This is a genomic window from Seonamhaeicola sp. ABD4_175, assembly GCF_056160885.1.
The window spans coordinates 186,863-208,176 of the sequence record NZ_JBSWYC010000002.1 but is presented as its reverse complement, the minus strand read 5'-3'; the positions used below and the strand labels follow the sequence as shown (position 1 = coordinate 208,176).

The following is a 21,314-nucleotide window of genomic DNA, read 5'->3' as shown; positions in this document are numbered from 1 at the left end:
TATGGCCGAAATTTCACAAATAATAAATGTATTCACAATAATTATCCTTTTTTAATTAGTAGAAACTAATTAATTTTTTATACTTTTTTTAATACTTTATAACCTTGTATTAATAATATTGTTAAAAGCAAAACCAAAAGTGTATGATACGCCAACAGAAAAACCTAAATTAAAATTTGTAGCTATTTGTTTTTGTTGTAATAACACGTCTTCAATTGAAGCGTCTCCCGCAGGCAGGTTTGTTTGGTCTTGAATATACTGTAAGTTGCTGGTAAATCTAACTGAGAATCCTTTTACAACTCTTACAGAAACGGTATTATTGTTTTGTATTCTGTTTTTTGATAAATCTTGTAAAAAACTTGACGCAACAATTCTAGAGTATATATTTCCCCATGGTTGCCTGTAACGTACTTGAATATCGAAAGAGTGATTCCATATAGACTCTTCATTTTTATTGAATATCGTTTTTTCAATATAATTGTTGTATTTGTACCCAATTTTATAAGCAAATACTATTTCTCTTTTTAAAACTTCGCTGTAAGGAAAAATGTTATACTCAATTGCAGGAGAAAACCCCAAGGCCAAATCTATGTTTGTGTAAGTGTCATGGCTTAAATTACCAAATATACCTGTAGACCAATGGTCTGATATACTACGTACAATACTAGATGCCCCCCAATATCTGTCTCTTGAACTAGTAAATTCTTCATCGTTTCTAATAAATTTACTGTTAGCATGACTTAGTTGAGCATCAGCTCTAACACGCCATTTTTCAGTTACTTTATCACTTTCAAGTCCAACTTTATAATCAAACTTTTTTCTACTAGACTCTTTACTGAATTTACCTTGACCGTAAACTTCAAAAATCCAATTTCTCCAAGGGTCTCTTACAATAATTTCTTTGTTTTTTGGTTGTCCTTTTATTTTCTAAATCAGATTCAATTACATATCTAAGTAACCCACGTCCAATGCGCCATGTTAATCGTTTTCTAACATCATCGGCAGTCATGTTTGCGTTTGAGTCAAAAGTCAAAGTTTTATTAATTCCTTCAAAAGAAGATTTTCCTGTAAATTCTAGCTTATAAGTTTTGCCTCCGCTTCGTTAGGTAAATCGTAAATAAAAAGAGCCACATTTGCTAAACTTTGGTCTCTTACATGGTTTATGTGTTTAACTTCTTGCCTAATATAATTTTTATCGCAATTACATTCTACAAATAATTTTATACCCTCTTTTTCTTTGTTTTGTGCAACTAAAATAGCTGCAATTTTTTTTAATGATAATAGCATTTATTTTTTTGGTAATATGAAAGTTTCAAATATAAGTTTTATTGAAAAAATAAGAATGAATTGCTAACTATGATTATGGTAGTTTATTGACTTTGCATAATATTTGTATTGTTTGCATAAGCTTTGTATAATTGAAAAATAAAAAAGCCTTAACAAATTTTTGTTAAGGCTTTTTATATTAATTGTGTTTAGTTCTATCCATTCATAGATATTAAAAACTCTTCGTTGTTTTTAGTTTGTTTGAAACGATCGTTTGTAAATTCCATGGCTTCAACAGGGTTCATGTCTGCTAGATATTTGCGTAATACCCACATGCGTTGAATGGTGTTTTCATCTAGTAATAAATCATCTCTTCTTGTGCTTGATGATGTAAGGTCAATAGCAGGGAAAATACGTCTGTTAGATATTTTTCTATCTAACTGTAGTTCCATATTACCAGTACCTTTAAATTCTTCAAAAATTACTTCATCCATTTTTGAGCCTGTTTCGGTAAGTGCAGTAGCAATAATTGTTAAAGAACCGCCGTTTTCAATATTTCTGGCAGCACCAAAAAAGCGTTTTGGCCTGTGTAAAGCATTGGCATCTACACCACCACTTAAAATTTTACCAGATGCTGGCTGTACGGTATTATATGCCCTTGCTAAACGTGTAATAGAATCTAAAAGTATTACAACATCATGGCCACATTCAACCAAGCGTTTTGCTTTTTCTAAAACAATGTCGGCAATTTTTACGTGTTCATGTGCTTCTTTATCAAAGGTAGATGCTATAACCTCGCCACGTACATTACGCTGCATATCTGTAACTTCCTCTGGGCGTTCATCAATTAATAAAATCATTTGATATACCTCAGGGTGGTTGGCTGCAATAGCATTGGCCACATCTTTAAGTAACATGGTTTTACCCGTTTTAGGTTGTGATACTATCATACCACGTTGCCCTTTACCAATAGGAGCAAATAAATCCATTATTCTTGTAGAAATGGTGCTCTGTTTTTCAGCTATATTAAATTTTTCTCTAGGAAAAAGCGGTGTTAAATGCTCAAAAGAAACGCGGTCTCTAACAACCTCGGGCTTTTGCCCATTAATTCTGTTTACTTTTATTAACGGAAAATATTTTTCGCCTTCTTTTGGAGGGCGTACATTTCCTAAAACAGTATCGCCTTTTTTAAGACCAAATAATCGAATTTGAGATTGAGATACATAAATATCATCTGGTGATGATAGGTAGTTATAGTCTGATGAACGTAAAAAACCATAACCATCCTGCATAATATCTAAAACACCTTCACTTTCAATAATAGCATCAAATTCAAAATCAGGTTCTCTATAACGGTTTCTATTGTCTTTATTGCCGTTATCAACATTGTTTTTTTGATTTTTATGTTGGTTTTTGTGTTGGCGATGCTTTTGTTGGTTATTGTTATTACTACCGTTATTATTGTTGTTATTGCTATTATTTTGAGGTTTACTTTGAGTTTGTTCCTCTTTTTTAGCTTGTGCTTGTGGTTTTTCTTTTTCTTCGGTAGCTTTAGGTGCAGTAGTTTCAGTTTTAGCAGTATTGCTTGTGTTTGCAGGCTTTTTTTGTACGCGCTGTCTCTGTCTTTTTGGTTTTGGTTTGTTGTCTTCGGCTTTAGTTTCAGGTTTAGCCTCAGTTGTAGCCTTAGGGTTGGCTGCTTGATGATCTAGAATTTGGTAAACTAAATCTAATTTTTTTAAAGAACGGTATTTAGGTATACTTAATTCTTTCGCAATCTCTTGTAGTTCAGAGAGTTTTTTTGCTTTTAATTGTGAAATTTCAAACATTGATGTTTATAATTGAATATAAATTTTTTTTGAGTATAATTTTTTTTGAGTAATTCTGAGAAAAAATGATTTAATCTGGAGAATTAACCGCTTGTAACAGCGGTTGTTGTGAATTATTACTGCAATTATACAACTTTATTTTAATTTTTTGCACTAAAATTTTAAAGAAACTGTTATTTTTGCTGTCCAATTACAAGAAATAAGTATGTTACAACGTATACAAACCATATATCTTTTACTTGCAGCCGCAGTTTCTGGCGGGTTAATATTTGTATTCAACCTATGGAAAACCACTAGCGGTAGCGTAGTTTATGCCCAAGATATTAATTATGTGTTTGCAGCTTTTATAACATCGGCATTTTTTTCATTGGTAACAATTTTTAGATACAAAAACAGGAAGTCTCAATTTATGTTGGGCCGCCTAAACATGATATTAAACTTTATCTTACTAGGATTTTTTGTATATCAATCACTAAATTTATCTGGAGAAACGGCGGTTTCTGAGAAAGGTATTGGGGTGCTTCTTCCTATAATTTCTATCGTATTTTTAGCTTTAGCTAATAAAGCCATTAAAAAGGACGAAGACCTTGTAAAATCAGTAGATAGATTACGATAAAAACCTAATATCTTAGTAGTATTAGTGCGTAAGCCCAAAGTGAAGACTTTGGGCTTTTTTATAATTTAAAATCTAGAAAAATAAACGTGTCATTATGGCGTTTCCCTATCGGGTCGGGCTTTACGCTTAAAGTTTTGGCTCAAAGCGCACTTCGCCAAAAGCTACCGCTGCAATCCCTAACGCAACCACCAGCCAACATAATTTCAAAAACAAAAAAAGCCTTATTTGTCAAGTTAGTTTCAATTAAAACATAAAAAAAACTAGCGCTTGTTAAACTCAATAACCTCCAAATTATCAATTTTTTTACCATCAATAGTAAACCGTAACATAGTACGTGTTTTATGAAAACCATGTTTACCAACCGCCCCCGGATTCATATGAATTAAATTAAGTTTCTTATCAGGCATTACCTTTAAAATATGCGAGTGCCCACAAATAAACAACCTTGGTGGTTGCTGTTTAATGAGTTCTCTAACCCGCATATTGTAAGCGCCAGGGTAGCCACCAATATGCGTAATCCAAACATCAACACTTTCGCACATAAAGCGGTTATGCTCCGGAAATTCAACCCTAACGCCAGCATCATCAATATTGCCATAAACACCTCTTAAAGGTTTTAAGGCTTTAATAGCATCGGTTACCTTTAAACTGCCAATATCACCAGCATGCCAAACCTCATCAGCTTGTTTAACATATTTAAGTACATCATCATCAATATAACTATGCGTATCAGAAAGTAGTAGAATTTTGGTCATATATCAATAAACACTTGGTGTGTTTTAATATTTAATTAAGATTTCAACAGTACAAAGAATCTTAAAACTATATATCTTTGCTGTTTCAACAAATGTATTAAAACAATTTGAGGTATTTTATAGAACTATCTTATAACGGAAGCACCTATCATGGTTGGCAAAACCAACCTACAGCAATTACGGTGCAAGAAGTTATAGAAAAAGCATTATCAACATTACTAAAACAACCTACAGCAATTGTTGGTGCAGGCCGTACAGATACAGGTGTACACGCCTCACAAATGTTTGCTCATTTTGATACAAATGTAACTTTTAGTAAAACACAATTAGCTTACAAGCTCAATGCATTTTTACCAAAAGATATTGCTATACAACGTATTTTTAAAGTAAATCCTAATGCACACGCACGTTTTGATGCTTTAAGCAGAACCTATTTGTACAGAATTACGCTAAAAAAAAACGTGTTCTCATATAATAATGCGTTGTTTATGAAGCAAGATTTAAATGTTGAAAACATGCAAAAAGCCACAGATGTTTTATTTAATTATAAAGATTTTCAATGCTTTTCTAAAACAAATACCGATGTAAAAACGTATAATTGTGATATTATGAAAGCACAATGGTTTTTTAAAGATGACGAACTTCATTTTGTAATTAAAGCCGATAGGTTTTTGCGTAATATGGTTAGGGCAGTTGTGGGCACCATGATAAATGTAGGTTTAGGTAAAATTACCATAGATGATGTGCATAAAATAATAGCATCAAAAAACCGAAGCGAAGCTGGATATTCTGTACCTGCACATGCTTTATATTTAATTAATGTAGAATACCCAAAAAGTATAACACTAAATAATGACTAAAAAGAAAGAAAGTATTTTTGATTTTGTGCTTTTTAAGCGCCTTTTTCAGTATATAAAACCTTACAAAAGTATTTTTATAGGGCTGTTTGTTTTAGTAATTCTTTTAGCAGGATTAAGTGCTGCAACACCATATTTAACCAAAGATGCCATAGATAAAGGTATAGCATTAAACAAACCCAATACATTTTTAATTTATGTGGTAATAATGTTTGCGGTTTTAATTTTACAAACCATTTTTCAATTAGGTTTTATTTATTATGCTGCTTGGTTAGGGCAAAACTTGGTTAAAGATGTAAGAACAAAACTGTTTAATCACCTATTAAAATTTAAAATGAAGTATTATGATAATTCTTCGGTAGGTGTATTAATTACAAGATCTGTTACAGATATGGAGCGTATTGCCGATATTTTTGGGCAAGGACTTTTCATGATTTTTAGAGATATTTTAACCATGCTTGTTGTATTTGGAGTTATGGTTTATACAAACTGGAAATTAAGCCTAATAGTATTATTAATGTTACCAGTTTTGCTGTATGCCACACGCGTATTTCAAAAATATATGAAGAAAGCTTTTGAAGAAGTTAGAACCGAGGTTTCAAATCTTAATTCTTTCGTGCAAGAGCGTATAACGGGCATGAAAATATTACAACTTTTTACGCGCGAAGCTACCGAATTTAAAAAGTTTAAAGAAATTAACGAACGCCATAAAAAAGGCTGGTTAAAAACTGTATGGTACAACTCGTTTTTCTTTCCTATTGCAGATTTGGCGTCATCAGTTACCATTGGTTTAGTTGCGTGGTATGGTGGTTTAAATGTAGTTGAAGGCTCTGTTACTAAAGGTGTTTTAGTGGCATTTATAATGTTTATACCTATGCTTTTTAGGCCTTTACGCCAAATAGCAGATAAATTTAATACACTACAAATGGGTATGGTAGCAGCAACCCGTGTTTTTAAAGTGCTAGATACTACATCGCAAATTGATGATACCGGTAATATTGTGGCCAACCATTTTAAAGGTAATATTAAATTTGATGATGTTCATTTTAGTTATGTTGAAGATGAAGATGTTTTAAAAGGCATTTCTTTTAGTGTGAAAGAAGGAGAAACCGTTGCTATTGTTGGTGCTACAGGAGCCGGAAAATCTACTATTATAAATTTGTTAAGTAGATTTTACGAAATTAAAGGCGGTAATATTTACATAGATAACACCAATATTAAAGATGTAACTTTAGCATCGTTAAGAACTCAAATAGCGGTTGTTTTACAAGATGTGTTTTTATTTGCTGATACTATTTTGAATAACATAACCTTAAATTACCCTGAAATTACTGAAGCACAGGTACATCAAGCGGCCAAAGATATTGGAATAAACGACTTTATTTTGAGTTTACCAAATGGTTATAATTATAACGTTAAAGAGCGTGGTGTTATGTTATCTTCTGGACAAAGACAGTTAATTTCGTTTTTAAGAGCTTATGTTACAAACCCAAGTATTTTGGTGTTAGATGAAGCAACATCTTCAGTAGATTCGTATTCAGAACAACTCATTCAAAATGCAACTGAAAAAATTACAAAAGGGCGAACATCTATTGTTATTGCACACCGTTTGGCAACTGTTAAAAAAGCCGATAAAATTATTGTAATGGATTCTGGTAATATTGTTGAGCAAGGTACGCACCACGAACTTCTTAAAAAAGAAAACGGTTACTACAAAAATCTTTACGAAGTGCAATTTCTACAAGAAGAAAATGTAGCGTAGTAATTTATTATTTGGGTATAAAATCTTGTACCGTAATTTCACCGGTAATAAATAACATAGCTAACATAAAAACTGAGCTAAAAATATAGCCCATAAAAACTATTATTAAAAACGAAGGAATACGCCACAGTAGTGATGTTTTTTTTGCGGGTGCATTTTTATAAGCTACATATAAACTAAATAAAACCATAACAGCTGTATAAATAAGTGCAGTATCAATAAAGGCTTGCGGTGTTGTTAGCAGTAAAGTTGTAGTGTAAATAGTAGAAATAATACTAAAACTTGTAAGTGCGTAAATAGCAGTTATAATATGCTCTGGATAGTTGTAATTTTTTTTGTTAAAAACGGCGTAACTAGCAAAAGCAATTATAGGAATATATAAGAAATAAATAAATGAGCTGTACTCCATAGTTGCGGCCATTATTTTTTCGGTACCCATATTTTGGCCGCTAGTTTGGGCATAACTTATTTTAGAAAAGTCTATGTTTTCCCAAGCTACTTTTTTCATTAAAAACATTACAAAACCCGATGCTGTTAATGATATAGCAAGCATACTCACTGGATTTAAATATTTTTTTCTCAAACCAGTAATATAGCCACCACAAACAGCCTGTGGCTTTATTAGCATATGCCAAAGTGTGGTAAAAAATGTGTTGTCTAGGTTAAAATAGCGTTCAAAAAAATCAAAAATTAAACTTTTAGCAGTAATACGGCTTCGTATTACTTTAGCGCCACAATCTGGACAAAAACTATAATCGGTTCTTAAGGTACTGTTACAGTTTTTACATTTCATAAGTTATTAAGCTAAATCTTTTTTTATGGCAGAAATAAGTTGGCTAGTATCTTCAAAAGCAATAAAATCGCCATCTTTAAAATACGAAATATGCCCAGTTTCTTCACTAACTGCTAGTGCTAACGCATCGGTTTTTTCAGTAATACCAATAGCAGCTCTGTGGCGTAAACCAAAGCGTTGTGGTATGTTTTTTTCGTTATTTACGGGTAAAATTACACGGGTTGCTTTAACAATATTATTGCTCACAATTATAGCACCATCGTGTAGCGGACTATTTTTAAAAAAAATACTTTCTATAATAGGTTGGGTAACTTTAATGTTCATTTCATCACCAGATTGTGTTAAAAAATCTAGGTTATTATTACGTTCAAAAACAATTAGAGCACCAGTTTTAGACATAGACATTTTATTACAAGCTGCAATAATAGCATTAACATCAGTAGTACTTGTGGCATCGGTTTTTAAAAATTTAAAACGCTGCAAAAACTTAAATCTGTGCCCAAAATTGGTAGACCCAACCATGAGTAAAAATTTTCTAATTTCTGGTTGAAACACTACAATTAAAGCAATTATACCAACTTCAATAAAGCCTTTTAATAGGCCGTTAAGAAGTTGCATATCTAAAAACCCCGTAAGTTTAAAAGCGCCATAAATTATAATAATACCAATAAAAATATTAATGGCTACGGTGCCTTTAACTAATTTGTATAGGTAGTAGAGTAGGAGCGCTACCACTACAACATCAAGGTAATCTATAAAACGAAGATTTAAAATGTCTTTAAAGATGTCCAATAGAATAATGGTTTTGGTAAATTTAATAAAATAAGGTTAATTGTAAATAGATTCTTTGTTAGAGATTTTAGCTTGTTTTATTTCTGTTGAAATGAGTTTTTTAAACGAAATATAATCTTGAAATGATACATTTGAATTGAAATGAAGTTTAATAGTGTTTTCAGGTAAATCAAGCGGTTTTATTGTATTTGCAAGCTCATTTTTAGAAATTGTTTTTGAAACGGTATCTGATTTTATATTTATAATCCTGATAATATTTGGTGTATTAAAATTTAGAATTATTTCATTGCTTGATGCTTTTAAGTTAGAAATGGCATTGTTATAAACCACATTAGTAAACTCAACAAACCCTAAATTGTTTTTACTAATATCATGGCATGTAAAATAGTTTTTTGCCTTTTCGTTTTTGTGTCCTGCATTTGCCTTTTTGTTTTGTAAAAACTTAATATGCGGAATCACTTGTTTTAGGGTTAAACGTTTATCTACGTTAACTAGCCAGTTGGTGGTGCTAATTAGGTTTTTTCGGTTAAGCTCAACACTATCAGTTTTGGTGTTATTATAAAATAAATAGGCTGCCGATACATCTTGTATTTCTGTTATTTCAGAATGACTAATTTCTGGTAATTGCACTACTTTTTCATTTCCACAGGAAAAAATACAAACTACTAAAACTACTAAAAAACAATGTTTCATGACTTCTAACTTCTAACTTTTAAATTTTCAACTAACTTAATACATTCTAGGGCTTCTTTTACATCATGAACTCTTAAAATGTTAGCGCCTTTTTGTAAACTAATGGTGTTTAAAACTGTAGTGCCATTTAAGGCATTTTGTGGTGTGGTTTCTAATAATTTATAAATCATTGATTTTCTAGAAACTCCAACAAGCATGGGTTTTTCAAGTATATTTAATAATTCTAGTTTATTTAAAAGTTCATAGTTTTGCTCTAATGTTTTTGCAAAACCAAAACCAGGATCAACAATAATATCTGCAATACCTAAATTGTGGGCAGTTTGTATGCTTTCAGAAAAATAAAAAATAAGGTCTTTAACAATATCATCATAACTAGTTAGTTGTTGCATGGTTTGTGGTGTACCACGCATGTGCATCATTATGTACGGAACACGTAAATTAGCAACGGTTTTTAGCATGTTTTTGTCTAGTTTTCCTGCCGAAATATCGTTAATTAAAGCAGCGCCATTTTCAATACATTGTTTAGCAACTTCTGCTCTAAATGTATCTATTGATATTAAGGTTTTTGAGAAGTGTTTTAAAATAAGTTTAACCACAGGAACAATGCGGTTAAGCTCTTCTTGCTCACTAACAAAATTGGCTCCTGGACGCGAACTATAAGCACCAACATCAATAAATGTAGCACCATCAGTTAACATTTTTTCAACCTGATTTAAAATGTTTGTTTCATTATTAAATTTACCACCATCAAAAAAAGAATCGGGTGTAAGGTTTAAAACGCCCATTACTTTTGGGGTAGATAAATCAATAAGTTTTCCTCTGCAGTTTATGGTCATAAAAAAGGGTTCAAAATGGGTTGTTTAGGGTTTAAAGTTTTAATAAAATCATAAATACGAACTAAGAACTTTGAACTCTGAACTATTTAAGCGAAATTTACGCAAAATACATATTAATTTCATGCAAAACACCTCAAAACAATATACCGCTGTAATTGAAACTTGTAAAAGTTTATTTAAAAAGAAAATGGCCGATTACGGAAGCGCTTGGAGAATACTGCGTTTACCATCTTTAACCGATCAAATTTTTATAAAAGCACAACGTATTAGAGGTTTGCAAGAAAACAAAGAACAAAAGGTAGACGAAGGGCAAGAAAGTGAATTTATTGGCATTATTAATTACTGTGTTATGGCTTTAATTCAAATTGAAAAAGGTGTGGCAGATCAGCCAGATTTAGCCACCGAAGAAGCCGTTAAGTTATACGAAAAACACATAGCCATTACCAAAGAGTTAATGGAAAATAAAAATCATGATTATGGCGAAGCATGGCGCGATATGCGTGTAAGTAGCTTAACCGATTTAATTTTGCAAAAACTACTACGCGTTAAACAAATTGAAAATAATGCAGGCAAAACATTGGTTAGCGAAGGTATTGATGCTAATTATCAAGACATGATAAACTACTCGGTATTTGCCCTAATTCACTTAAGTGAATAAAATTCAAAATAAATTAAAACTACATGAAAGCAATAGTAAGTATATCAAGAATATTTGTAGGCGTACTTTTTATAATATCAGGATTTATAAAACTTAATGATCCGCTTGGGTTTTCATATAAACTCCAAGAATATTTTAGCGCCGATGTTTTAAATATACCATTTTTAGAACCTTACGCATTACTAATATCTGTTTTTGTTGTGGTTTTTGAAGTAGTTTTGGGCGTATTTCTTTTAATAGGATATAAACCAAAATTTACCGTTTGGAGCTTACTTTTAATGATACTTTTCTTCACATTTTTAACCTTCTATTCGGCATATTTTGATAAGGTAAAAGACTGCGGCTGCTTTGGTGATGCCCTTAAACTAACACCATGGGAAAGTTTTACTAAAGATGTTGTATTGCTGGTGCTTATTATAATACTTTTTGTTGGCGTAAAACATATAAATGCGGTATTTAGTAAACTACAAACAACCATTTTAGCGTTGTTAAGTTTTATAGTAAGCTTATGGTTTGGTTACCACGTTTTAATGCATTTACCAGCCATAGATTTTAGAGGTTACGCTATTGGTAAAAATATAGCTGAAGGTATGAGTATACCAGATGATGCACCAAAACCAGTTACAGAATACGCTTGGAAATTTAATGTTAATGGCCAAGAAAAAATTATTAAAACATTAGGCGATTACCCTACAGTTGAAGGCGATTTTGTTAGCGTTGAAACAACAGAAATTGAAAAAGGTTATGAACCACCAATTTATGATTTTTCAATTGAAAGTGAAAATGACGATTTAACCGAATATTTTTTAACACAAGATAATGTAGTAGTTATTGTGTCATACAACCTTAACAAAATTGAATTGGAAGGCGCCAAAAAATTAAAAACATTTACTGAAAGCGCTAAAAATCAAGGTTATCAGGTTATTGGTTTAACAGCATCGGGTGAAGATGTTAAGCAACGTATAAATGAAGCTTTTGGTTTAGATGTTACTTGGTATTTATGTGATGAAAAAGCGCTTAAAACTGTAGTACGTTCAAACCCTGGTATTTTAGAGTTAGATCAAGGTACTGTTAAACAAAAAGTACACTGGAATGATTTGGAAGGTTTTGAATTACCTAAGGTTGAAAGAAGTGTACCATTGGTTAAAAATGATGGAATTTTGTATTTGATTAATGGACAAATCTCATCTAAAGAAAAATTTGATACTATTGATTCTCTTAAGGTGCAAGATATACGTGTTACTAAAGATGCTTCAGCCTCAACTATTTTGGATTCAATTAATCAATTAAAGAATAGTAATTACTCTGGAATGATTGAAGTTGTTTTAAAAGAATAATAAGCTGATACAATATTTACTAAATAAAATCATTTATGCTTTACTCACATTATTTGGTGTGGTAACTGTTATTTTCTTTTTGTTTAATGTGCTCCCGGGTGATCCGGCGCAAATGATGTTAGGTCAAAATGAAGATACAGAGCAACTTAAATTAGTAAAACAGAAATATGGCTTTGATAAGCCTATTTCAATACAATATGTTTACTATTTAAATGACTTATCGCCACTGTCATTTCATTCAAAAAATAAAGAAGATTACACTGCTTTACAATCTGGAAAATACACTGCTAAGCCACTTTTTACCATTGGAAATACAACAACTGTTTTAAAGTTTCCATATTTAAGAGAATCTTTCACAAAACAAGGCAAAAAAGTAACCCAAGTTTTAGGTGAAACATTGCCCAATACGTTTGTGTTGGCCATATCGGCCATTTTTATAGCTATTGTTTTAGGTGTTGTTTTGGGTATCATTTCAGCGTTGTATAAAGACCAATGGTTAGATAAATTTATACAAGTGATAAGCACATTAGGCATGAGTGTGCCATCATTTTTTAGCGCTATTTTATTTGCTTGGTTATTTGGCTTCGTTTTACATGAATACACGAATTTAGAAATGACGGGAAGCCTTTATGAGTTAGACGATTTTGGAGAAGCCATGCACATAAAATGGAAAAATTTAGTGTTGCCAGCGGTGGTGTTGGGTATTCGTCCGTTAGCCGTTGTAATTCAACTTATGCGAAATTCTCTTTTAGAAGTTTTTAATCAAGATTATATAAGAACCGCAAGAGCAAAAGGATTATCTGAGTTTCAAATTATAAAAAAACACGCTATAAAAAACGCAATGAATCCAGTGGTTACCGCTATTTCGGGTTGGTTTGCATCAATGCTAGCAGGCGCTGTTTTTGTAGAATATATTTTTGGTTGGAATGGCTTAGGAAAAGAAATTGTTAACGCACTAAACACGCTAGATTTACCAGTAATAATGGGAGCTGTTTTAGTAATTGCTACCTTATTTGTAATGATTAATATATTTGTCGACTTAATTTACGCTTGGTTAGATCCTAAAGTAAAATTGAAGTAATTTTTAATCTCCGTTTTGGCGGAAATCACATTTAAAAAAAATCAAATAATGAAAAAAATATATGTAATACTATTAGTAATAGTAACTTTTTTAAGTTGTAAAACACCAGACCCAAAAACATTTAGCGAGGCAGCTTTAAATGATACGTTTGTAACGTTAAATGGTGAAAGCGTAACTTTTCAATCTATTTTAAACAAGCACAAAGGCAAAACCATTGTTGTTGATATTTGGGCATCTTGGTGTGGAGATTGTATAAAAAACATGCCAAAAGTTAAAGCTTTACAAGAAAATTATAAAGATGTAGCGTATGTGTTTTTATCATTAGATAGAGGAGAAGCTGCTTGGAAAAAGGGTATTGAAAAATACAATGTACAAGGAGACCACTACTACATGCCAAATGGTAAAGATTGTGAGTTTGCAAATTTTGTAAACATAAGTTGGATACCCAGATATATGGTTATAAATAAAGCCAGCGAAATCGTTGTATTTAATGTTATTGAAGCTGATGACAAAAATCTTATTAAAGCTGTTAAAAATTAAGTACTTTAGCGTCTCAAATTCAAAATAATAATTAACTATAATAAACAAATTCCTTCCCTTTGGGAAGGTTAGGATGGGAATTATGAGAAAAAATATTGTTGCCGGTAACTGGAAAATGAATAACGATTTATCACAAACTGAAGCGTTATTAGCAGATTTAGCAAACCAAACAAAAACTTCAAACGCAGAGGTAATTGTAGCGCCAACATTTACAAGCTTATACCAAGCTTATAAAGTTTTAAAATCAACCGATATTCATGTAGCCGCTCAAAACATGCATTTTGCAGAAAACGGTGCTTATACTGGTGAAATTAGCGCTAGCATGCTTAAAAGTGTTGGAGCAGAAATTGTTATTTTAGGGCATAGTGAGCGTAGAGAATATTTTAATGAAACTGATGAGCTTTTAGCTAAAAAAGTTGATGCTGCTTTAGCAAATGATATGACCGTTATTTTCTGTTTTGGTGAAGAGTTAGCCGATAGAAAATCTGGAAACGAAGAAACCGTAGTAGAAAATCAAATTAAAAATGCGTTGTTTCACTTAGAAGCATCGGCATTTAATAAAATAGTTTTAGCCTATGAACCAGTTTGGGCTATTGGCACAGGTGAAACTGCATCACCAGAGCAAGCACAAGATATGCACGCTTTTATTAGAAAAACGTTAGCAAATAAGTACGGAGCAGAAGTAGCTGATAGCGTTTCAATTCTTTACGGTGGAAGTGTAAAACCAGCCAACGCACAAGAAATTTTCTCTAAGCCAGATGTTGATGGCGGTTTAATTGGTGGTGCATCATTAAAAGCTGAAGATTTCTTTGCTATTGTAAATGCATTCTAGATTAAAGATATTCTTGTTATGCTGAATTTGCTTACGCATTTCAAATAACATCTAAATTAAAAAGCGTTCAAAATTTAAAATTTGAGCGCTTTTTTTCATTATACTTCAATTACAATGTTAACGCTTAAGTATTATATTTACATCAAAAAATAAAATATGTCATCAAACATCATATACATTGGTTACGAGTTTAAAGTAGAACCTTTGCAACCAGCTACCGAAATTCTTATTGCAGAATTAGGTTACGCTGGTTTTGAAAGCTTTGTTGAAACCGAAACAGGCGTTACAGCTTACATTCAAAAAGATGAATGGCATAATGCTATTTTAAATAATATTAATATTTTAAATTCAAATGAGTTTAAAATTACATACACTTTCTCTGAAATTGAACAAACCAATTGGAATGCTGAATGGGAAAAGAATTTTAACCCAATTATTGTAGATGATGTTTGTGCAGTTCGTGCACCGTTTCACGAAAAATTTAATACTGAATTTGATATTGTTATAGAGCCTAAAATGAGTTTTGGTACCGGGCATCATGAAACTACGCATATGATGATTCAGCATATTTTAAAAGAAGATTTTAAAAATAAATCGGTTTTAGATATGGGCTGTGGTACAGGCGTTTTAGCTATTTTAACAGAAATGAAAGGCGCCAAACCTATTCATGCTATTGATATTGATAATTGGTGCTATTTAAACAGTTTAGAAAATGTTGAAAGGAATAATTGTTCAAATATTTCAGTGTTTGAAGGTGATGCATCACTGTTACAAGATAAAAAGTATGATGTAATTATAGCCAACATAAACAGAAATATTTTACTTCAAGATATGAAAACCTACACTGCTTGTTTAAACAAAGGTGGTACCTTATTTTTAAGCGGATTTTACAATAACGACATACCAACTATTGATGCTGAGGTTTCAAAAAACAACCTTAAACTACAAGAAACTTTTGAGCGCAACAATTGGGTAGCATTAAAATATCAATAAATTATGATTGTATTTACAGGTTCATATACAACCGAAGTTTTACCAGGTTTAGAAGGTTTTGGTAAAGGTATTTCAACATTAAAATTTAATGAAATTACAGGTAGTTTAACACCTTTGCATATTCATGAAAATGTAAACACCGCATATTTAGTAATTTCAAAAAACAAGCAGTATTTATATAGTTTTCAAGAGGTGATGCCAGAAAAAAATCCGCAGGTATTAGCTTATAAAATAAATGAAGATAAAAGTTTAACGCTTATAAATAAACAACCCATTTTGGGTGGTTTACCATGCCATATCAACCTTATAAATAACGATAAAACATTATTGGTAGCTTGTTATTGGACAGGGAATATTCATGTATATCAATTAAATGATGATGGCTCTATAAATGCGCATTCGCAAATTTTACAGCATAAAGGTAGTAGTGTTAATAAAACTAGGCAAGAAGCCCCACATACGCACATGGTTTATGAACACAATAACCACATTTTTGTGCCAGATTTAGGCTTAGATAAGGTTGTTGTATATACTATTGAAGCTAAAAACACGCTTAAAGAGGCTTATAGAATAAATACACCTTTAGGTGGCGGTCCAAGACATTTAGTAATGCATCCTAACGGTTTGTTTGGTTTTTTAATGAATGAATTAACCGGTGATGTTTCCATATTAAAATTAAACAATCATAGGTTTGAAGTTATAAATAATGTAAATTCTCTACCAGAAAATTATAATGATACACCATCAAGCGCAGCCATAAAACTATCAAAAAATGGTAGATTTTTATATTGCGCTAATCGCGGAAGTGAAACCATTACAATATTTAGTTTTTTTGAGAACGAAGGTGTTTTAAAACGTATTGGAATTCAAGAAGTTTATGGTAAAACGCCGCGAGATTTTGAAATTTCACCTTGCGGAAATTGGTTATTGGTGGCTAATCAAGATTCTTTTACAATTGAAGTTTTTAAAATTAATACTGAAAATGGGCTACTAAAAAGCGTGTTTTCTGCACCAAAATTAAAATCTATATCATGCTTACAATTTTTGTAACGTATTTTTTTATAAATTTGACTTGCTATGAGTACACATGAAAAAATACAAGAACAATTTAGCGTTTTAGAAAAAGAGGCTAATTCAAACGAAATTGTGTTATATAACGATGATGTAAATACTTTTGATCACGTTATAGAAACATTAATAACAGCTTGTGAGCATACTCCTGAACAAGCTGAACAATGCTCAATTATTGTACATTACAAAGGAAAATGCACAGTAAAAACAGGAGCTTATGATGATTTAAAACCACGTTGTACAGCCTTGTTAAACGCCGGTTTAAGCGCAGAAATAGTGTAATTACTTTTGCATTCTGCCAATAGCACAACTTACAAAAGATTTTGCTTTTGTAGTAATAGCATTATTAGTACCAACCTCAGGGTATCCTAATTTAACAAGTAGCTTTTTTGCTGTATTAAGTGTTTCTTCATTGTCATATGAAAATGAAACACTATTATTTTCATTGTTAACAGTTACATTATCAACAAGTTCTAATTCAGATAATTTAGTGGTGATTGTATTTGCACAACCACCACATTTTAAGTTTTGTATTTGTATTGTAGTATTCATGTTTATAAAGTTGAAGGACATACGTAATCTGTTTTTGGTAAATCTGTCTTTTTTAAGGCAGCGTATCCACCAGCTATATCAATTACATTAAAACCTCTAGCTTTTAAGATTGATGCTGCAATTACAGACCTATAACCACCAGCACAATGTATGTAATAATTAGATTTTTTATCAATAGTATTCATATTATTGTTAATATAATCTAACGGAAAATGATGTACGTTATCTCCTTTTAAATGTTCAGATTTATATTCGCCATCTTTTCTAACATCTAAAATTTTAATAGTATCTTTTTTATTTATATCCGCTAATTCTTCAGCTGAAATAGACTCAATAGATTCAATATCTTTTCCTGCGTTTTTCCAAGCTTCAATACCTCCTTTTAAATAGCCTAAGGTATTATCATAACCTACTCTTGATAGCCTTGTAACAGTTTCTTGTTCTTTACCTTCAGGCGTTATTAATAAAATAGGTTGCTGTAAATCTGTAATTAAGGCACCAACCCATGGTGCAAAACCACCATGAATACCAATAAAAATTGAATTAGGTATGTGTGCTTTAACAAACTCTTGTTCGGTTCTTACATCTAAAACTAAGGCTCCTTCTTGGTTGGCTATATTTTCAAACGTTTCTGGGTTTAGCGCTACGTCACCTTTTTCTAAAACAGTATCAAAACTGGTATAACCAGATTTGTTCATTTGCGCATTTTTTGCAAAATATTGTGGTGGCGGTAAAATACCATCAAGCACTTCTTTAACAAATTCATCTTTTGTCATATCTGCTCTAAGGGCGTAGTTTGTTTGCTTTTGCTCTCCTAAAATACCAACAGTTTCTTTACTTAAGTTTTTACCACAAGCAGAACCAGCGCCGTGGGCAGGGTAAACAATAACATCATTGGCTAAAGGCATTATTTTATTTCGAAGTGAATCATACAACATACTTGCTAAATCTTCTTTTGTTAAGTCAGATTTTATAGCCAAATCTGGTCTGCCAACATCACCTAAAAACAGCGTGTCACCCGAAAAAATAGCGTGATCTTTACCGTTTTTATCAATTAATAAATAAGTAGCAGATTCTAGAGTATGCCCGGGTGTATGAAGCACTTTTATAGTTATGTTGCCAATTTTAAAAGTTTCATTGTCTTTAGCAATGTAGGCATCATAATCTGTTTTAGCATTGGGACCAAAAATAATGGTAGCGCCCGTTTTGTTTGCTAAATCAATATGGCCAGACACAAAATCGGCATGAAAATGCGTTTCAAAAATGTACTTAATTGTAGCATTTTCGTTTTTTGCTTTATCAATGTATTGTTGTGTTTCGCGTAATGGGTCAATAATGGCAACTTCGCCTTCAGATTCTATGTAATAAGCACCTTGTGCTAGACATCCTGTATATATTTGTTCTATTTTCATTTTTTAATTTTTTCTTATTCAAATTTACTAAAGTGTGTATGTTATGAGTGTGACTTAAGTCACATAAACTACTTTAGAATAGTTTCTTTATAAACAATGTAAATAGCCATTATTAGGGTGAAAACTCCAAAGCTTTTTTTAAGTTTTTTGCTGCTTATAAATTTTGAAAGGTAAACACCTAATAAGATACCAATTATAGATGTAATGGTGAATGACAGCAGAAAAAACCAATCTATAGCTAGCGTTTGCATATCACCTGTAAAGCCAATTAAAGAATTAATAGTAACTATAATTAACGATGTGCCAACGGCTTTTTTCATGGGTATATTAGCCCAAAGAACCAAAGCGGGCACATATAAAAAACCTCCGCCAGCACCAATAATTCCTGTAATTGTACCTATTGTTACACCTTGCACAAAAGTCTTGTAATAAGGCTGACTGCTACCGGTAACATTGTTTTTTTGTTTCTTATTTTTTATCATAGAAATAGAAGAAATAAGCATGATTATTGAAAAGAAAATCATGATACCCATTTCTTTAGTTATTTCAATATTTCCTATTAAAAAAAGGCTATCTGGAATGTTTGGTACTAAATAGCGCCTAGATAAATATACAGCTACAAATGATGGGAACGAAAAGGCTAGCCCCGTTTTAACATCAACTAACCCTTTTTTATATTTTTGAAATGTACCAACTAATGATGTTGTACCCACTACAAATAATGAATAAGCCGTGGCAATAATAGGGTTGTAGCCTAAAAGATATACCAACAAAGGTACTGTTAAAATAGAACCGCCACCACCTATTAAACCCAACACCAAACCAACAATTAAGGCTCCAATATAGCCAAAAATTTGTGTATTATCCATTTTAATGAGGTAGTTTGTTTTTTAAAACCCCATACAAAAATGTACCTAATAGTGCAGCAGCAATTACAATTAGCATGCTAATTACGCCCGTACCTAAAAGTATGTACATAGGCCCAGGACAAGCACCAATTAAAGCCCAACCAAGACCAAAAATAGTACCGCCAATAATATAGCGAGCAAAACTTCTGTCTTTTTTAGGAACCATTATTTTTTCACCATGAATGTTTTTTATAATGCCCTTTTTAGCTAATTGAAGAAATAGGATACCCGAGGCAATAGCAGTAACAATAATACCGTACATATGAAAGGATTGAAACCTAAACATTTCATAAATTCTGTACCATGAAACGGCTTCAGATTTTACTAATATTATTCCGAAGATAATACCAACTATTAAAAATTTTAAAAATTTCATTTTAATTAGAATTTATGCGTTAGAAAATTAATGGTAGTATAACATTTGTCATTATTAAACCACCAATAAAAAAGCCAATTACAGCAATTAATGATGGTTTTTGTAAACTACTTAAACCAGTAATAGCATGCCCCGAAGTACAACCGCCAGCATAACGTGTACCAAAACCAACAAGTAAGCCGCCTAAAATTAAAATAAGTAAACCTTCAATAGACGTTAAGGCATCTAAACCATACATTTCGGTTGGCACAAGTGTAGCGCCTGCGTTTTCAAAACCTAAAGTTTGAAGTTCGGCAATTGTAGTTGGGTTTAAATTGGTTTGTGTGTTATTTGATAAAAAGTTAACTGCAATATAACCACCAATTATAGCACCTAAAACAACGGTTAAGTTCCATTTTTGAGCTTTCCAGTCAAATCTAAAAAAGTCTGCAAATTTATCGGCGCCAAAAGCAGAACACATGGTTCTAAGGTTTGAAGACATGCCAAAAGTTTTGCCAAAATAAAACAGTAAAGCCATTATTAAGGCAATTAAAGGGCCAGAAACATACCAAGGCCAAGGGTTTAAAATATTTTCCATTTTTCACTTAATTTAATTGCAAAATTAAGGTTATAGAAATGGTTAAGGTGTAACAATGGTTACTTAAGCTTTTAAAATTTCAATTTTGTTTCTGCCAAGGCTTATTTTTTCTTCGCGTTCAAGTTGTTTTAATAGTCTGGAAATTACTACTCTAGATGAGTGCAAATCTTCAGCTATTTCTTGATGTTTAATTTCAATAATATTAGTGCTGTTTAGTATGGCTTTATTTAGTAGATATTTGTGCAAACGCTCATCCATTTTTAAAAATGCAATACTATCAATGGCATCAAGCATTTCATCAAATCTGGTTTGGTAACTTTCTAAAATAAAGTTTCGCCAACTTTCGTTATTATGAAACCATTTTTGCATATTTTCAACAGGTATCATAATTAAAGAAGAATTTTTTTCTGCAACGGCACGTATTTTACTTTTTGTAGTACCCAAACAGCAGGTAAGAGACATTGTACAAGTATCTCCAGCCTCTAGAAAATAAATAAGTAATTCATGGCCATCATTATCTTCTCTTATAATTTTGATATCACCAGTTAATAAAAGAGGTATGAACTTTAAGGGTTGATTAATATCTATTATAATATCGTCTTTATTAAAACTTTTAAAAATTCCCTTTTCTGAAATTTCTTTAATTAGCTCATCATCTAAGTTATGCCCAAATTTTTGAAGTAATAATTCATAATTCATATTCAAAAATAACAATTTTAATAGTAAATGCTTTTTTTAAAAATGTCATTTTCAGTTTTTGTTACTTTAAGAGTATTAAATG

Annotated in this window: 25 protein-coding genes; 11 read left to right on the top strand and 14 right to left on the bottom strand. The window is 31.6% G+C overall.

Annotation, left to right across the window (positions count from 1 at the left end):
• Positions 1–96 precede the first annotated feature (96 nt).
• The 3 genes from ACXAG4_RS07195 to rho all read right to left on the bottom strand — a co-directional run bounded on the left by ACXAG4_RS07195 (position 97) and on the right by rho (position 3,092).
• Entirely contained in the window at positions 97–867 is a 771-nt protein-coding gene (locus ACXAG4_RS07195) for a DUF481 domain-containing protein (protein WP_475295926.1), read from the bottom strand.
• A 207-nt stretch (positions 868–1,074) separates the two neighbouring features.
• Positions 1,075–1,287, bottom strand: a complete 213-nt coding sequence (locus ACXAG4_RS07190) for a hypothetical protein (RefSeq protein ID WP_475295408.1) — start codon at positions 1,285–1,287, stop codon at positions 1,075–1,077.
• Between the two features lie 194 nt (positions 1,288–1,481).
• Positions 1,482–3,092 carry a transcription termination factor Rho gene (gene rho, locus ACXAG4_RS07185; protein ID WP_475295407.1) on the bottom strand — a complete coding sequence of 537 codons (1,611 nt, stop codon included), beginning with the start codon at positions 3,090–3,092 and terminating at the stop codon, positions 1,482–1,484.
• 205 nt (positions 3,093–3,297) lie between these two features.
• On the opposite strand from rho, the gene ACXAG4_RS07180 reads away from it, so the two are divergent.
• On the top strand, positions 3,298–3,708 hold the full coding sequence (locus tag ACXAG4_RS07180; protein WP_475295406.1) for a DUF4293 domain-containing protein: 411 nt from the start codon (positions 3,298–3,300) through the stop codon (positions 3,706–3,708).
• A gap of 260 nt (positions 3,709–3,968) precedes the next feature.
• On the opposite strand, the gene ACXAG4_RS07175 is transcribed toward ACXAG4_RS07180, so the two are convergent.
• On the bottom strand, positions 3,969–4,463 hold the full coding sequence (locus tag ACXAG4_RS07175; protein ID WP_475295405.1) for a metallophosphoesterase family protein: 495 nt from the start codon (positions 4,461–4,463) through the stop codon (positions 3,969–3,971).
• 107 nt (positions 4,464–4,570) lie between these two features.
• Between ACXAG4_RS07175 and truA the strand changes: the two genes are divergently transcribed.
• Complete coding sequence (truA, locus tag ACXAG4_RS07170; protein WP_475295404.1) at positions 4,571–5,323, top strand: tRNA pseudouridine(38-40) synthase TruA; 753 nt, start codon at positions 4,571–4,573, stop codon at positions 5,321–5,323.
• Complete coding sequence (locus ACXAG4_RS07165) at positions 5,316–7,082, top strand: ABC transporter ATP-binding protein (protein WP_475295403.1); 1,767 nt, start codon at positions 5,316–5,318, stop codon at positions 7,080–7,082. The genes truA and ACXAG4_RS07165 overlap by 8 nt, the downstream gene beginning before the upstream one ends.
• A 7-nt stretch (positions 7,083–7,089) precedes the next feature.
• On the opposite strand, the gene ACXAG4_RS07160 is transcribed toward ACXAG4_RS07165, so the two are convergent.
• The 4 genes from ACXAG4_RS07160 to folP are packed head-to-tail and all read right to left on the bottom strand — an operon-like array spanning position 7,090 to position 10,196.
• Positions 7,090–7,875, bottom strand: a complete 786-nt coding sequence (locus ACXAG4_RS07160; protein ID WP_475295402.1) for a DUF3667 domain-containing protein — start codon at positions 7,873–7,875, stop codon at positions 7,090–7,092.
• Positions 7,876–7,881: 6 nt separating this feature from the next.
• Positions 7,882–8,667, bottom strand: coding sequence for a diadenylate cyclase (locus tag ACXAG4_RS07155; protein WP_475295401.1), 786 nt, complete (start codon positions 8,665–8,667; stop codon positions 7,882–7,884).
• Between the two features lie 36 nt (positions 8,668–8,703).
• The gene (locus ACXAG4_RS07150) at positions 8,704–9,360 is read right to left on the bottom strand and encodes a hypothetical protein (protein ID WP_475295400.1); all 657 of its coding nucleotides are present in this window, start codon (positions 9,358–9,360) and stop codon (positions 8,704–8,706) included.
• Positions 9,361–9,365: 5 nt separating this feature from the next.
• Positions 9,366–10,196, bottom strand: coding sequence for a dihydropteroate synthase (gene folP, locus ACXAG4_RS07145; RefSeq protein ID WP_475295399.1), 831 nt, complete (start codon positions 10,194–10,196; stop codon positions 9,366–9,368).
• Positions 10,197–10,317: 121 nt separating this feature from the next.
• Between folP and ACXAG4_RS07140 the strand changes: the two genes are divergently transcribed.
• The 8 genes from ACXAG4_RS07140 to ACXAG4_RS07105 all read left to right on the top strand — a co-directional run bounded on the left by ACXAG4_RS07140 (position 10,318) and on the right by ACXAG4_RS07105 (position 16,990).
• A complete protein-coding gene (locus ACXAG4_RS07140) occupies positions 10,318–10,854 on the top strand; it encodes a DUF1599 domain-containing protein (protein ID WP_475295398.1) in 537 nt (178 codons plus the stop codon).
• Positions 10,855–10,877: 23 nt separating this feature from the next.
• Complete coding sequence (locus ACXAG4_RS07135; RefSeq protein ID WP_475295397.1) at positions 10,878–12,191, top strand: BT_3928 family protein; 1,314 nt, start codon at positions 10,878–10,880, stop codon at positions 12,189–12,191.
• 4 nt (positions 12,192–12,195) lie between these two features.
• Positions 12,196–13,272, top strand: coding sequence for an ABC transporter permease (locus ACXAG4_RS07130; protein ID WP_475295925.1), 1,077 nt, complete (start codon positions 12,196–12,198; stop codon positions 13,270–13,272).
• A gap of 48 nt (positions 13,273–13,320) precedes the next feature.
• Positions 13,321–13,812, top strand: coding sequence for a TlpA family protein disulfide reductase (locus ACXAG4_RS07125; RefSeq protein WP_475295396.1), 492 nt, complete (start codon positions 13,321–13,323; stop codon positions 13,810–13,812).
• Positions 13,813–13,894: 82 nt separating this feature from the next.
• Positions 13,895–14,644: a triose-phosphate isomerase gene (gene tpiA, locus ACXAG4_RS07120; protein WP_475295395.1), complete on the top strand. Its 750-nt coding sequence runs from the start codon at positions 13,895–13,897 to the stop codon at positions 14,642–14,644.
• A 156-nt stretch (positions 14,645–14,800) separates the two neighbouring features.
• Positions 14,801–15,637, top strand: a complete 837-nt coding sequence (gene prmA, locus ACXAG4_RS07115; RefSeq protein ID WP_475295394.1) for a 50S ribosomal protein L11 methyltransferase — start codon at positions 14,801–14,803, stop codon at positions 15,635–15,637.
• 3 nt (positions 15,638–15,640) lie between these two features.
• Positions 15,641–16,687: a lactonase family protein gene (locus ACXAG4_RS07110; RefSeq protein ID WP_475295393.1), complete on the top strand. Its 1,047-nt coding sequence runs from the start codon at positions 15,641–15,643 to the stop codon at positions 16,685–16,687.
• Between the two features lie 27 nt (positions 16,688–16,714).
• A complete protein-coding gene (locus tag ACXAG4_RS07105) occupies positions 16,715–16,990 on the top strand; it encodes an ATP-dependent Clp protease adaptor ClpS (protein WP_475295392.1) in 276 nt (91 codons plus the stop codon).
• On the opposite strand, the gene ACXAG4_RS07100 is transcribed toward ACXAG4_RS07105, so the two are convergent.
• From ACXAG4_RS07100 to ACXAG4_RS07075, 6 genes are all read right to left on the bottom strand, one after another.
• On the bottom strand, positions 16,991–17,260 hold the full coding sequence (locus tag ACXAG4_RS07100) for a heavy-metal-associated domain-containing protein (protein WP_475295391.1): 270 nt from the start codon (positions 17,258–17,260) through the stop codon (positions 16,991–16,993).
• Positions 17,261–17,262: 2 nt separating this feature from the next.
• Positions 17,263–18,672, bottom strand: a complete 1,410-nt coding sequence (locus ACXAG4_RS07095; protein WP_475295390.1) for an MBL fold metallo-hydrolase — start codon at positions 18,670–18,672, stop codon at positions 17,263–17,265.
• 68 nt (positions 18,673–18,740) lie between these two features.
• The gene (locus ACXAG4_RS07090) at positions 18,741–19,541 is read right to left on the bottom strand and encodes a sulfite exporter TauE/SafE family protein (protein ID WP_475295389.1); all 801 of its coding nucleotides are present in this window, start codon (positions 19,539–19,541) and stop codon (positions 18,741–18,743) included.
• Position 19,542: 1 nt separating this feature from the next.
• Complete coding sequence (locus ACXAG4_RS07085) at positions 19,543–19,956, bottom strand: DUF6691 family protein (protein ID WP_475295388.1); 414 nt, start codon at positions 19,954–19,956, stop codon at positions 19,543–19,545.
• 19 nt (positions 19,957–19,975) lie between these two features.
• Positions 19,976–20,533 carry a YeeE/YedE family protein gene (locus ACXAG4_RS07080; RefSeq protein ID WP_475295387.1) on the bottom strand — a complete coding sequence of 186 codons (558 nt, stop codon included), beginning with the start codon at positions 20,531–20,533 and terminating at the stop codon, positions 19,976–19,978.
• Positions 20,534–20,596: 63 nt separating this feature from the next.
• Positions 20,597–21,232, bottom strand: a complete 636-nt coding sequence (locus tag ACXAG4_RS07075) for a Crp/Fnr family transcriptional regulator (RefSeq protein ID WP_475295386.1) — start codon at positions 21,230–21,232, stop codon at positions 20,597–20,599.
• Between the last annotated feature and the right edge of the window lie 82 nt (positions 21,233–21,314).